This window comes from Serratia sp. NA_13 (assembly GCF_052691735.1).
In genome coordinates this window covers 23,714-36,429 of sequence record NZ_JBQZFV010000012.1, presented here as the reverse complement: position 1 = coordinate 36,429, position 12,716 = coordinate 23,714, and the positions used below count along the sequence as shown (strand labels likewise).

Here is a 12,716-nt window from a genome sequence, read left to right as displayed (position 1 = left end):
CGGCAAATTCCTCCTGAAAGGAGGCAATTTTTGTGGGAAGAGTCTCAATCAGGTATTAATCGTTAAAAAACCATGAAGAAAAAAACCGCTAAAAAATTGATTTAATTTATATTTTTTATTAAATCCAACCCCGTAATCAATTAATTAAACCTCAAGGATGCTACCCACAGTGCTAACAACTCAAGGTGTTAACTTATTCACCTCCGTTCCCCAAATGCAAAACGCTTACACGCATTAGTTTTTCTCATGCGATATTTTCAACCCCCTGTTTTATCAATAAGATAAGCCACATTAGGGCTGTTAATCTGCTAAGACCCAGAGTAATCTTCCGCCCCCAAGACGTCCGATTTGTCTCCGCAGTGTAAAGAACAATCGACTTTTATCCCTCGCATAAATGTTGTAAATATGTTGCACGAAGGTGGCGTTATTGCACTACCTTACTAAAGCCGGGCCAACCGGATAATCGTATAAAAAAGAGCCACTTCAGAGCTCGCTATTTCACTCATGACAGGTAAAACAGGACATCATAAGATGGTAGATCACTCTAAAATAGCCACAGAGGCCGCGCCAGAATCAGAAGATCATCTACGGCGAAACCTAACTAACCGACATATTCAACTGATTGCCATCGGCGGTGCTATAGGTACGGGTTTGTTTATGGGCTCCGGCAAAACCATCAGCCTGGCCGGACCTTCGATCATCTTCGTATACATGATTATCGGCTTTATGCTGTTCTTCGTGATGCGTGCCATGGGCGAGTTGCTGCTCTCCAATCTGGAATATAAATCCTTCAGCGATTTCGCCGCCGATCTGCTCGGCCCCTGGGCTGGCTTCTTTACCGGCTGGACCTACTGGTTCTGTTGGGTGGTCACCGGTATTGCCGACGTGGTGGCGATCACCGCCTACGCGCAGTTCTGGTTCCCCGAACTGTCACAGTGGATCGCTTCGTTGCTGTGTATCCTGCTGCTGCTGGGCCTGAACCTGGCGACGGTGAAGATGTTTGGTGAGATGGAATTCTGGTTCGCTATGATCAAAATCGTCGCCATTGTCGGGCTGATCATCGCCGGGCTGGTGATGATCGCTATGCAGTTCCAGTCGCCTACCGGCACCGTCGCCTCGTTCTCACATCTGTGGAATGACGGCGGCATGTTCCCGAAAGGCATCAGCGGTTTCTTCGCCGGCTTCCAGATTGCAGTGTTCGCCTTTGTCGGCATTGAGCTGGTGGGCACCACCGCGGCTGAAACCAAAGACCCGGAAAAAGTGCTGCCGCGCGCGATTAACTCGATTCCTATCCGCATCATCATGTTCTACGTGTTCGCCCTGATCGTGATTATGTCAGTCACGCCATGGAGTTCCGTGGTCGCCGATAAGAGCCCGTTCGTGGAACTGTTCGTGCTGATTGGCCTGCCTGCCGCGGCCAGCGTGATCAACTTTGTGGTACTGACTTCCGCCGCTTCCTCCGCCAACAGTGGTGTGTTCTCCACCAGCCGTATGTTGTTCGGTCTGGCACAGGAAGGCGATGCACCCAAGTCGTTTTCCCACCTGTCCAAGCGAGCAGTACCGGCTAATGGCCTGACCTTCTCCTGTATCTGTTTGTTGGGTGGGGTGGTGCTGATTTACCTGATCCCGAACGTGATGACAGTCTTCACGCTGGTGACCACCGTCTCAGCGATCCTGTTTATGTTTGTCTGGACCATCATCCTGTGCTCGTATCTGGTTTACCGTAAACAACGCCCGGCGCTGCACCAGAAATCGATCTACAAGATGCCGGCCGGCAAACTGATGTGCTGGGTCTGTATGGCGTTCTTCGCCTTTGTGTTGGTGCTGCTGACGCTGCGCGAAGATACCCGCCAGGCGCTGATCGTCACGCCACTGTGGTTTGTGGTGCTCGGCCTGTCCTACGTGTTCCTGCGTAAGAAGAAAACCGCTTAAGACGCTGCTGGGGGATAGTCCGCTATCCCCCTTTCCGCTCCTGGCGCTTAGCACGGCCGAATACCCTCGACAATCACCCGCTGCACGTTCTCCACCGTCTGCTGAAAAAACGCCTCATCGTCCAGGGTCTTGCCGGTCACCGCTTCTACCTGCACCCAAAAATCAGCGTAATGCTGAGTGGTTGCCCACAGCATGAAGATCAGATGGTGCGGATCTACCGCCGCGATATGACCTTCGGCAATCCAGCGCTCAATCATGGCGGACTTCTCGTCCACCAGCGCCTTCAACCCGCCCTGCAGCTCCAGTTTCAATAAAGGCGCCCCCTGGATCATCTCCAGACAAAACAGCCGTGAAGCCTGCGGATGATGACGGGATACCTCAAGCTTCAGCCGAATATATTCACGAATGGCCTGCAAGGGTTCCTGATCGGCACGCAGCGCTTTAAGCGGTGCCAGCCATACATCAAGAATGCCTTTCAGCACAGCCACATACAGCTCTTCTTTGGAAGGGAAGTAATACAGCAGATTGGTTTTGGAGACGTCGGCGCGTTCCGCCACCTGATCCAGACTGGTGCCATGAATACCGTACAGCGAGAAGAACTCCAGCGCCGCATCCATAATGGTGCTGCGTTTTGCAGCCACCGCACGCGAGCGGCGCGTGGGAGGTTTAAGGGCTTGTGGCTTCACTGCGACTCCTTGGCGCAACCTGATTCGGGCCAGCATAACAAAGCCATTGGGTGAAACCCACGCTTTTGCCTACCCCTTTCGAGTGATTATTTGCACCTTTAACGCGCAGTCTCGCCTGTTTTTTGTGCAGCTATTTTTGACCAAATGGTCTGTTTTAGACCATTCACTCAACAAAAAAAATTACACCTTAAAAAAAATCGTTGATAAATAAGCCATTTTCAAAACTGGCACCGCCTTTGCAAAAGCCTCCGTATCCAGCGCCGCCTGCAGAAAGCATTCAGGCGACGCATGATCCGTCCCACTAGCAACCGAGGTGTTCAAATGAAAATTGGCGTATTTATCCCGATCGGCAACAACGGCTGGCTGATTTCCAGCAATGCCCCGCAGTACCAACCGACGTTTGAACTCAACAAAACCATCGTGCAGAAGGCCGAGCACTACAACTTCGACTTCGCGCTGTCGATGATCAAACTGCGCGGCTTCGGCGGCAAAACCGAGTTCTGGGACCACAACCTGGAATCCTTCACCCTGATGGCCGGGCTGGCCGCCGTCACCTCACGCATCAAGATCTACGCCACGGCAGCCACGTTAACCATGCCACCGGCGATCGTCGCCCGTATGGCCTCCACCATTGACTCCATTTCCAACGGGCGTTTTGGCCTGAATGTAGTGACGGGTTGGCAGAAGCCGGAATACGAGCAGATGGGCATGTGGCCGGGCGACGATTACTTCGGCCGTCGATACGACTATCTGGCGGAGTACGTCAATGTGTTGCGTGATCTGTGGGGCACCGGTAAATCCGATTTCAAAGGCGAGTTCTTCCAGATGGACGACTGTCGCGTCAGCCCGCAGCCGCAGGCGGACATCAAGGTGATCTGCGCCGGACAAAGCGATGCGGGCATGGCCTTCTCGGCAAAATATGCCGATTACAACTTTTGCTTCGGCAAGGGCGTCAACACGCCGACCGCCTTTGCGCCAACCGCAGCACGCTTAAAAATTGCGGCGGATAGCGAAGGCCGCAGCGTGGCCTGCTACGTACTGTTTATGATTATTGCCGATGAAACCGACGAGGCCGCCCGTGCCAAATGGGAAAGCTATAAAGCGGGGGCCGATACCGAAGCCCTGGCCTGGCTGACGGAGCAAAGCGGCAAGGACACCAAATCCGGTGCCGACACCAACGTACGCCAGATGGCGGATCCCACCTCCGCCGTCAATATCAATATGGGCACGCTAGTCGGCTCCTACGCCAACGTGGCGCGCATGATGGATGAAATCGCCACCGTCGCCGGTACCGAAGGTGTGTTACTGACCTTCGATGATTTCGTCACAGGGGTGGAAGACTTCGGCGAGCGCATCCAGCCACTGATGAAAAGTCGCGCCGACGTTTGCCCACAGACTGCCACAAGCCGCGAGGTAGCATAATGAAAATTGTTGAAAACCAACCAATAGTGCGCCGCCAGTCACCACAGGCCGGGGTTACCCTTACCCTGCCTGCCCGTCCGGAGGCTATCGTCTTTGCACCACAGGAAACCGCGCTGATCGTGGTCGATATGCAAAATGCCTACGCTTCGCAGGGCGGCTATCTGGATCTCGCCGGTTTTGATGTCTCGGCCACCGCCCCGGTGATCGCCAACATCAAACGCGCCATCAGTGCTGCCCGTGCCGCCGGAATCAAGGTGATCTTTTTCCAAAATGGCTGGGATAACCAGTACATCGAAGCCGGTGGCCAGGGCTCCCCCAACTGGCATAAATCCAACGCGCTGAAAACCATGCGTAAACGCCCGGAACTGATGGGCAAGCTACTGGCCAAGGGCGACTGGGATTACGATCTGGTTGACGAACTGCAACCGCAGCCCGGCGACATTCTGATCCCGAAACCGCGTTACAGCGGCTTCTTTAACACACAGCTCGACAGCCTGCTGCGCTCGTATGGTATTCATCATCTGGTGTTTACCGGCATTGCCACCAACGTCTGCGTGGAATCCACGCTGCGCGACGGCTTTTTCCTCGAATATTTCGGCATCGTGCTGGCTGACGCCACCCACCAGGCCGGGCCACCGTTCGCCCAGCAGGCGGCGCTGTACAACATCGAAACCTTCTTTGGTTGGGTGTCGGATGTCGACAGTTTCTGTGATGTGCTCGCCGCCCCGCTCAGCCAGACGGCATGAGTTTTGCCCGCCTTTAACCAAAATTAAATTTTCTCCAGGAGCACCACTATGCCAAAAACCATTATTACCCCGCCGGGCACCGGCAAACCGCTGGCTCCTTTCGTGCCCGGCACCCTGGCCAACGGCGTGGTTTACGTCTCGGGCACGCTGGCATTCGATAAGAACAATAACGTGGTACACGTCGGTGACGCGGCGGCGCAAACCCGTCACGTGCTTGAGACCATCAAAAGCGTGATTGAAACCGCCGGCGGCAGCATGGACGACGTGACCTTTAACTCGATATTCCTCACCGACTGGCAAAACTATGCCGCCATCAATCAGGTGTATGCCGAGTATTTCCCCGGCGACAAACCGGCACGCTACTGCATTCAGTGCGGATTGGTAAAACCGGACGCCCTGATTGAAATTGCCACCGTGGCCCATCTGGGCCGCTGAGTCATTATCCACTGAGGACTGAGCATGTATTTTGAGATTTTGGGAAAAGACACGCCGTTGGCACCCACGCTGGTGCTATCTGCCGGGCTGGGTGGCGCAGGCAGTTTTTGGCAACCGCAGATTAACGCGCTGAGTGAGTATTTCCGTGTGGTGGTTTACGATCACTTCGGTACCGCACACAGCAAGGGCAGCGTGCCGAATGGCTACAGCATGGCCGACATGGCTGATGAGGTGGCGCAGTTGCTACGCTCACTCAATGTAGAACGCTGCTACTTCGTCGGCCATGCACTCGGCGGGATGATTGGCTTGCAACTGGCGCTCACGTATCCGCAACGGGTCGAAAAGCTGGTGGTGGTTAACGGCTGGTCGGCGTTGGACAGCCAGACACAGCGCTGCTTTAAAGTACGTCAGGATCTGCTGCTCAACAGCGGCGTGGAAGCCTACGTGCGTGCCCAACCGCTGTTCCTGTTCCCCGCCGACTGGCTGTCGCACCACCAGAGTTTGCTGGATGAAGAGTTGCAGCATCAGACCGCGCATTTTCAGGGCACCGAAAACCTGCTGCGCCGTCTGCATGCCTTGATGAACACCGATTTCCGTCCACATTTGGCGGACATCACCACGCCGACCCTGGCGCTGTGCTCCCGCGACGATTTGCTGGTGCCCTACCACTGCTCGCATCAATTGGCGGCCAGCCTGCCGAACGGCGAACTGGCCGAGATGGCCTACGGGGGTCATGCCATGAGCGTGACCAACACCGAGCACTTTAACCGCATCCTGCTGGGTTGGCTGTTGAAAACGCAATACGCCCAAGCCCACCTGCAACCCTAGCCCGGAGACACAATATGCAAAGCCAAACGCTGCTTTCCAATACGCCACTACAGCCGCCGTCTGTAGAAAAACAGGACTTCCGCGACGCCATGGCACGCCTGGGATCGGCGGTCAATATCATCACTACCGATGGCCCTGCCGGCCGAGCCGGTTTTACCGCTTCGGCAGTCTGCAGCGTCACCGACACGCCACCAACCTTGTTGGTGTGCCTTAACCGTTCCGCGTCTGTCTATTCGGTGTTCAAACAAAACCAAACGCTGTGCGTCAATACGCTGGCCGCGGAACACGAGTCGCTGTCGAATCTGTTCGGCGGTAAAACCCCGATGGACCTGCGTTTCTCTGCTGCACGCTGGTCTACGCTGGCGACCGGCTCCCCCATTTTGCACGGGGCGGTGGTCTCATTCGACTGCCAGATCGGCCAGATTGTCAGCGTCGGCACCCACGACATTTTGTTCTGCCAGGCGGTGGCACTGACGCGTAATGACGACAGCCACGGCCTGGCCTATTTCGACCGGCGCTACCACTCGCTGTTGAAACAATGAGCGGCGCATAACCCGCTCAAACCCATTCACCTACACCCTAAAATTTTGGAGATAACGATGGCGAAGACCTGGTTTCCCCAATGGCGCCTGAAACAAGGCAGTCTGGACGGTTCGATTGTTGCGCCCGATGAACGGCTTTCGCTGGCACAAACGCTGGTGATGGGGTTGCAACATGCGGTGGCGATGTTTGGTGCCACGGTACTGATGCCGCTGCTGATGGGCTTTGACGCCAATCTGGCCATTCTGATGTCCGGCATCGGCACGCTGCTGTTTTTCCTGGTGGTTGGCGGCCGGGTACCAAGTTATCTCGGTTCCAGCGCGGCGTTTGTCGGGCTGGTAATCACCCTGACCGGCTACAGTGGCCAGGGCGCTAACCCGAATATTGCGCTGGCGCTTGGCGGTATTATCGCCTGTGGCTTGGTGTACCTGCTGATCGGCCTGGTGGTGATGAGCGTAGGTACCCGTTGGATCGAACGCCTGATGCCGCCGGTGGTGACCGGTGCAGTAGTGATGGCGATTGGCCTTAACCTGGCACCTATCGCGGTGCGCAGCGTTTCAGCTTCCAGCTTTGACAGTTGGATGGCGGTGACCACTATTTTGTGTATTGGCTCGGTCGCGGTATTTACCCGCGGGCTGATGCAACGGCTGTTGATCCTGGTGGGATTGCTCGCCGCCTATTTAATCTACGTGATAGCCACCAACGGCTTTGGGCTTGGCAAACCGGTGGATTACAGCGCACTAAGTCAGGCAGCCTGGTTCGGCCTGCCACAGTTCACCACGCCGGTGTTTCACCTGCACGCCATGTTGCTGATCGCCCCGGTGGCAATCATTCTGGTGGCGGAAAACCTCGGGCATGTCAAAGCGGTGGCGGGCATGACCGGTCGCGATCTCGATCCTTATATCGGCCGTGCCTTCGTCGGGGATGGACTGGCGACCATGTTCTCAGGTTCAGTGGGCGGTACCGGGGTGACCACCTATGCCGAGAATATCGGCGTGATGTCAGTGACCAAAATTTACTCTACGCTGGTGTTTATCGCGGCGGCGTTGGTAGCGATTGTACTGGGGTTTTCACCGAAGTTCGGCGCGCTGATCCACACCATTCCCGGCCCGGTTTTGGGCGGTGCCTCGGTGGTGGTGTTCGGTCTGATCGCCGTCGCCGGCGCGCGCATCTGGGTGCAGAACAAAGTAGATCTGGGCGATAACGGCAACCTGATTATGGTTGCCGTCACCCTGGTACTGGGTGCGGGCGATTTTGCACTGACTATTGGCAACTTCACCATGGGTGGGATAGGCACCGCCACTTTCGGCGCCATTATCCTTAATGCCCTGCTGCGCAAGCGTAAAGCGCTGCCGCTGGCAGACAGTACCGTACGTTAATTAAACGGCGCTGGTCTTATTCGGCCAACGCCGCCGCTTTCTCTTTGCGGCGAATACGCAGTTCGCTAACCAGCACCCCCAGCACGATCAGTGCGCACCCCAACAGGGCGACACCGGGCAAACGCTCGCCGGCAATACGCCCGACCAACCCGGCCCAGACCGGCTCCCCGGCATAGATGACCGTGGCACGCGTTGGCGAAACGCTGCGTTGCGCCCAGTTCATCGTCACTTGAATGATGGCACTGGCGAGCCCCAGCCCCAGCGCGCTGTACAACAAGTAGCTGCTATACGGCGGTACCGACTCACCGGTAGGCACCATCATCAGGAACGAGGCCACTGAGGCGGTAGCCAATTGCACCACCGTCACCCGCTTGACATTGACCTTGCCCGCATAGGCACCAATCAAAATGATCTCGGCGGCCATGCCCAAGGTGCCAATCAGCGTCAGTATCTCGCCCACGCTGAGCGTCATATCGCTGCTGCTCGGCGCTGCCAGCAGCATCAGGCCGGTGAAGGCCAGTAACACACCGACCCAGGCCATCACACCGGGAAAACGGCCCAACACCAACCACTGCAGCAGCGGCACCATAGGCACATACATGGCGGTAATAAACGCCGACTGACTGCTGCTGATGGTTTGTAGCCCCACAGTTTGCAGACCGTAGCCGAACATAATGGCAACGCCAATAAACACGCCCGCTTTCAGCTCATACCAGGTCAGCCCACGCAAACTGCGCAGCGAAAACAACACCAGTACCAGCGTGGCTGCGGCAAATCGCAAGCCAACGAAAAAGAACGGCCCGCTGACCTGCATGGCAAGATGCACCGCCAAAAAGGTGCCGCCCCAGATCATGGTGATGAAAATCAGCACCGCTTCCTGTCGCTTTATCTTGGGAATGTACGTGGAAATAAAGGATTTTTTTACTACGGACACCGGCTTGCCCTTCCTGCTGGGTGCAATATAATGCACAGATCCTGCCAGTATGAGGTAAAGCCAGTGGATGGGCAATACAGTGAACAACGGTAAACATGAAGCTCCCAAGGTACTGCAATACCTGAGCAGCAACCTGCGCGGTTATCGCCAGCAGGCGGGGCTTAGCCAGGTGGCGTTGGCAGAAAAATCTGACGTCAGCCGCCGCATGCTGGCCGGTATTGAGGCCGGTGACCGTAACGTTAGTTTGGCGGTGCTGGACAAGCTGGCCGACGCCCTGAATATCGCCTTCACCGATCTGATCCAGGCGCCCGAAGCGCGCGGCAGCCATTTGGTGGGTGAATTGGCCTGGCAGGGAGTACAACCGGCAAGTCAGGCGCTGTTCGCTGCCAGCGTGCCTGCGCGCCAGCGGGTTGAACTCTGGGAATGGACGCTAATGCCGGGCGAGCACTACGACTCAGTGCCGGATGCCGAAGGCTGGAGCGAAATTATCTACGTGATCGTCGGTAGCCTGACGCTGGTACTGGAACAGCAAACCCTGACACTGGAGGCCGGACAAACCCAGGTGTTCAACAGCGATCAGCACTATGCCTATGCCAACCGCAGCGAGCTGCCAATACGTTTTATCTGCAACGTCACCTTCTAGTCGCCACGTCAGCCCGCATTTTCAGCAGGCTGTCACCCCTCTGTCGTCCCCATGTCATGCTACTGTCGTGGCGGCCGAGGGTGGCAGCCCCTACACTTGTGCTCAGTGAACGTTCATTTTGGAGAACAGCAGTTTGCCATCAACTGGTTTACCCATCCGCAAGATCTGTGGTCACTGTGGGCCATCGGCGGCATGAGCATCGCGCTCGTCTTGCGTGCCATGAGGCCCCTGCTGTTGCGTGATGTTTTCCGTCGCTGGCAACAACAACGGTTGGCAGAAAAACTCAGGCGCATGCCATAAGCTGTAGCCAATCCGCCAACCGGGCCAGCGCACTGCCCGGCCGGATTTCTTGCGGCGTCAGCAAACAGTAACCGCTGCCGTCCGACGAAAAGCCAAAAGGTGCGCACAGCAACCCGTTAGCGACATCATCACGTACCTGCTGCCACGGGCCGATGGCAATGCCTATCCCCGCCACCGCCGCCTGTAAACTGAAGTAAAAATGATCAAAGCGTTGTTCCGAACGCCCCACCAGCGCGACGCCCTGCACGTGTGCCCACTGTAGCCAGGCATCGGGGCGGGTGGCCGAGTGCAATAACACCGCGTCTTGACTCAACTGCGGCTGGCCACCCTTGGCGGTAACGAAACGCCGTAGCATTTCAGGTTTGCACACCGGCCCGACCCGTTCGTTGAACAACGTCACGCTGTTCAGCTTGTCGTCCCAGTCAAAATCATTGCGACGGATAGCGGCGTTAATCCCATCGTGAAACGAAAACGGCCCACCACCAGCCACCAGTTGCAGGTTAATGTCCGGGTGTGCCAACTGAAATGCCGGCAGACGCGGTATCAGCCAGCGCATCAATAGCGTCGGCTCACAGGACAATACCAGCGGTGCGTCCTGCGCCTGCTGCCGCAGCGTTTGTGCGCTGTGCTCCAAAATACCGAATGCCTGTTGTGACGCCTGCAATAACGTACGACCCGCCGCCGTCAGATACACCCGCCTATGACGGCGCTCAAATAACATCACGCCGAGTTCATCCTCCAGCCCCCTGACAGCACGGCTAACTGCACCGTGCGTCAAACTCAGGCTGTTCGCCGCCTGGGTAAAACTCTCCAGCCGCGCCGCGGCCTCGAAACAACGCAAACCACCCAAGGATAACGGGCGGTTAGCATTGCGTGAGTTTTTCTCACCGGTACTGTCAGTTTTCATCGTTTGTCACCTTCGACCATTTCTCTTATAAATCAGCGACTCTCTTCTGATTTATTAATAGGATAACTATGACCGAACTCCTCGCTGTCGTCACCATTACTTTACTCGCTGTCATCAGCCCAGGGCCGGATTTCGCCATGGTGTCACGCAACAGTCTGCTGCTTTCCCGCCGCGCCGGGGTAGTGACCGCCTGTGGCATTGGCGCTGGTGTACTGATCCATGTCACTTATACCCTGATTGGGGTCGGTGTGTTAATCCAGCAATCTCTGTGGCTATTCACCCTGCTGAAGGCGATTGGCGCCGCCTATCTGATCTATCTTGGCGTCAGTATGCTGCGTAACGCCGGTGCCCAGGCAGCTCCGTCGTCCAGTTCGCCCACAGCCGCTAGTGATATGGTTGCGCTGAAAACCGGCTTTTTAACCAACGTGCTAAACCCGAAAACCACCATTTTTATCGTCAGCCTGTTTATGCAGGTGGTTAATCCGCAGACACCGCTCAGCGTACAAATCGGCTATGGGCTGTTTATTTCACTTGCCCATATTTTCTGGTTCAGTGCCGTCGCGCTGCTGTTTTCCGCACCCCGCATCAATACGCGCCTGCTGCGTATGCGCAAAGGTATCGACAGAGTCTTCGGTAGCCTGCTGATTACCTTCGGCACATTGTTGGCATTGGCCGGAATAAAATAATGCCGCGAAGATAAGTTCAGCATTCACTTCTATGCTTAGGGGGGCATATCGTTCAATCACCAAAGCGGAGAATGGAACATGGCGAAAATATTGGTCCTTTATTACTCGATGTACGGACATATTGAAACCTTAGCGGAGGCGGTAGCGGAAGGCGCTCGCCGGGTCAGTGGCGTTGAAGTGACCCTGAAACGCGTGCCGGAAACCATTGCGGCAGAAGCCTTTGCCAAAGCCGGTGGTAAACAAGATCAAAAAGCACCGGTGGCCAGCCCACAGGAGTTGGCCGATTACGATGGCATTATCTTCGGGACGCCGACCCGCTTTGGCAATATGGCCGGGCAAATGCGCACCTTCCTCGATCAAACCGGCGGCCTGTGGGCTTCTGGCGCACTATACGGCAAAGTGGGCAGCGTCTTCTCCTCCACCGGTACCGGCGGCGGGCAGGAACATACCATTACCTCCACCTGGACCACCCTGGCGCACCATGGCTTTATTATTGTGCCGATCGGTTACGCCACCCCGGAACTGTTTGACGTCTCCCAAACGCGTGGCGGTACGCCTTATGGCGCAACCACCATCGCCGGGGGGGACGGCTCACGCCAGCCGAGCCAGGAAGAACTGACCATTGCCCGCTACCAGGGCGAACACGTGGCAAAAATCACCGCCAAGCTGAAAAGTTAAGCGATAACCTTCTGTTACCTGCACTACGGGGTCGTTGATTCCTTCGACCCCATCTTGTTGCCAACCCACAGCAAGGTTAAAATGCCGCTCAGCCTGCCATTCACTACCTGAACGTCACGGTCGAAATTCGTTCTGCCCGTCAATCACCGCCCCGTGCCCTGATGACGGGCGTTCTGTTTTTGCGCATAGCGAAGGGAAATAAGTCAGTGTCTAAAGATTTTGATGAACTAATAAGAGACATGGATCTTATTATTGAAAATGTAGACAGTTTCAAGGCTCTGGCCCCACGCGCACCCGAACCACCTGTGACGCCGCCTGCGGTTCATCACTACGATTCGTTCTGCGAGAATGTGGCGCTGAAAGTGGTGCTGAAGGTTCTGCTCTCGTCGGTGGATAAAATCGTCAAGGTACAGATTGCCAATAAGGTCGAGCAAGAAATTGCCCAGATAGAACAGCAGGTAGTCCGTGCTGGCGGTGGGCCGGTATCGCCCGAAGATCTGGCTCAGATGACGCAATACGTGCGGCGCACCGTCAACAACCTGTTGGAATAAACACCAACAAGGTTAAAAAACGTGCCAACCTTCGCAGACGATATAAATT

Annotated in this window: 15 protein-coding genes; 12 read left to right on the top strand and 3 right to left on the bottom strand. The window is 55.9% G+C overall.

Going from position 1 to position 12,716, the window contains the following annotated elements; all coding sequences use genetic code 11:
- Positions 1-531 precede the first annotated feature (531 nt).
- The gene (cycA, locus tag ACUTSU_RS16305; RefSeq protein ID WP_445650784.1) at positions 532-1,932 is read left to right on the top strand and encodes a D-serine/D-alanine/glycine transporter; all 1,401 of its coding nucleotides are present in this window, start codon (positions 532-534) and stop codon (positions 1,930-1,932) included.
- 47 nt (positions 1,933-1,979) lie between these two features.
- Here the strand turns inward: cycA and rutR are convergent, their stop codons facing one another.
- The gene (gene rutR / locus ACUTSU_RS16300) at positions 1,980-2,654 is read right to left on the bottom strand and encodes an HTH-type transcriptional regulator RutR (RefSeq protein WP_445650783.1); all 675 of its coding nucleotides are present in this window, start codon (positions 2,652-2,654) and stop codon (positions 1,980-1,982) included.
- A gap of 285 nt (positions 2,655-2,939) precedes the next feature.
- Here rutR and rutA point away from each other — a divergent pair, with 285 nt between their 5' ends.
- The 6 genes from rutA to rutG are packed head-to-tail and all read left to right on the top strand — an operon-like array spanning position 2,940 to position 7,968.
- Positions 2,940-4,040 carry a pyrimidine utilization protein A gene (rutA, locus tag ACUTSU_RS16295; protein ID WP_445650782.1) on the top strand — a complete coding sequence of 367 codons (1,101 nt, stop codon included), beginning with the start codon at positions 2,940-2,942 and terminating at the stop codon, positions 4,038-4,040.
- On the top strand, positions 4,040-4,786 hold the full coding sequence (gene rutB, locus ACUTSU_RS16290) for a pyrimidine utilization protein B (protein WP_445650781.1): 747 nt from the start codon (positions 4,040-4,042) through the stop codon (positions 4,784-4,786). Before rutA ends, rutB begins: the two co-directional genes overlap by 1 nt.
- A 48-nt stretch (positions 4,787-4,834) precedes the next feature.
- Positions 4,835-5,221, top strand: coding sequence for a pyrimidine utilization protein C (gene rutC / locus ACUTSU_RS16285; RefSeq protein WP_445650780.1), 387 nt, complete (start codon positions 4,835-4,837; stop codon positions 5,219-5,221).
- Between the two features lie 24 nt (positions 5,222-5,245).
- Positions 5,246-6,049, top strand: coding sequence for a pyrimidine utilization protein D (gene rutD / locus ACUTSU_RS16280; RefSeq protein ID WP_445650779.1), 804 nt, complete (start codon positions 5,246-5,248; stop codon positions 6,047-6,049).
- A 14-nt stretch (positions 6,050-6,063) separates the two neighbouring features.
- Entirely contained in the window at positions 6,064-6,591 is a 528-nt protein-coding gene (gene rutF / locus ACUTSU_RS16275) for an NADH-dependent FMN reductase RutF (RefSeq protein WP_445650778.1), read from the top strand.
- Positions 6,592-6,648: 57 nt separating this feature from the next.
- Positions 6,649-7,968 carry a pyrimidine utilization transport protein G gene (gene rutG / locus ACUTSU_RS16270; protein WP_445654402.1) on the top strand — a complete coding sequence of 440 codons (1,320 nt, stop codon included), beginning with the start codon at positions 6,649-6,651 and terminating at the stop codon, positions 7,966-7,968.
- Between the two features lie 16 nt (positions 7,969-7,984).
- Here rutG and ACUTSU_RS16265 read toward each other — a convergent pair whose 3' ends face one another.
- On the bottom strand, positions 7,985-8,902 hold the full coding sequence (locus tag ACUTSU_RS16265; protein WP_445650776.1) for a DMT family transporter: 918 nt from the start codon (positions 8,900-8,902) through the stop codon (positions 7,985-7,987).
- Positions 8,903-8,969: 67 nt separating this feature from the next.
- Here ACUTSU_RS16265 and ACUTSU_RS16260 point away from each other — a divergent pair, with 67 nt between their 5' ends.
- Together ACUTSU_RS16260 and ACUTSU_RS16255 are read left to right on the top strand one after the other, a co-directional pair.
- Positions 8,970-9,545 (top strand): helix-turn-helix domain-containing protein, encoded by a 576-nt coding sequence (locus ACUTSU_RS16260; RefSeq protein ID WP_445650775.1) that lies wholly within the window; start codon positions 8,970-8,972, stop codon positions 9,543-9,545.
- Between the two features lie 105 nt (positions 9,546-9,650).
- Positions 9,651-9,845, top strand: coding sequence for a hypothetical protein (locus ACUTSU_RS16255; RefSeq protein ID WP_445650774.1), 195 nt, complete (start codon positions 9,651-9,653; stop codon positions 9,843-9,845).
- On the opposite strand, the gene ACUTSU_RS16250 is transcribed toward ACUTSU_RS16255, so the two are convergent.
- Positions 9,829-10,752, bottom strand: a complete 924-nt coding sequence (locus ACUTSU_RS16250) for a LysR family transcriptional regulator (RefSeq protein ID WP_445650773.1) — start codon at positions 10,750-10,752, stop codon at positions 9,829-9,831. The two genes, ACUTSU_RS16255 and ACUTSU_RS16250, sit on opposite strands and share 17 nt — an antisense overlap.
- A 68-nt stretch (positions 10,753-10,820) precedes the next feature.
- Between ACUTSU_RS16250 and ACUTSU_RS16245 the strand changes: the two genes are divergently transcribed.
- The 3 genes from ACUTSU_RS16245 to ACUTSU_RS16235 all read left to right on the top strand — a co-directional run bounded on the left by ACUTSU_RS16245 (position 10,821) and on the right by ACUTSU_RS16235 (position 12,667).
- Positions 10,821-11,438, top strand: coding sequence for a LysE family transporter (locus ACUTSU_RS16245; protein WP_445650772.1), 618 nt, complete (start codon positions 10,821-10,823; stop codon positions 11,436-11,438).
- 78 nt (positions 11,439-11,516) lie between these two features.
- Positions 11,517-12,116: an NAD(P)H:quinone oxidoreductase gene (gene wrbA / locus ACUTSU_RS16240; protein ID WP_445650771.1), complete on the top strand. Its 600-nt coding sequence runs from the start codon at positions 11,517-11,519 to the stop codon at positions 12,114-12,116.
- A 239-nt stretch (positions 12,117-12,355) separates the two neighbouring features.
- Positions 12,356-12,667 (top strand): hypothetical protein, encoded by a 312-nt coding sequence (locus ACUTSU_RS16235; RefSeq protein WP_017892346.1) that lies wholly within the window; start codon positions 12,356-12,358, stop codon positions 12,665-12,667.
- The last annotated feature ends 49 nt before the right edge of the window (positions 12,668-12,716 follow it).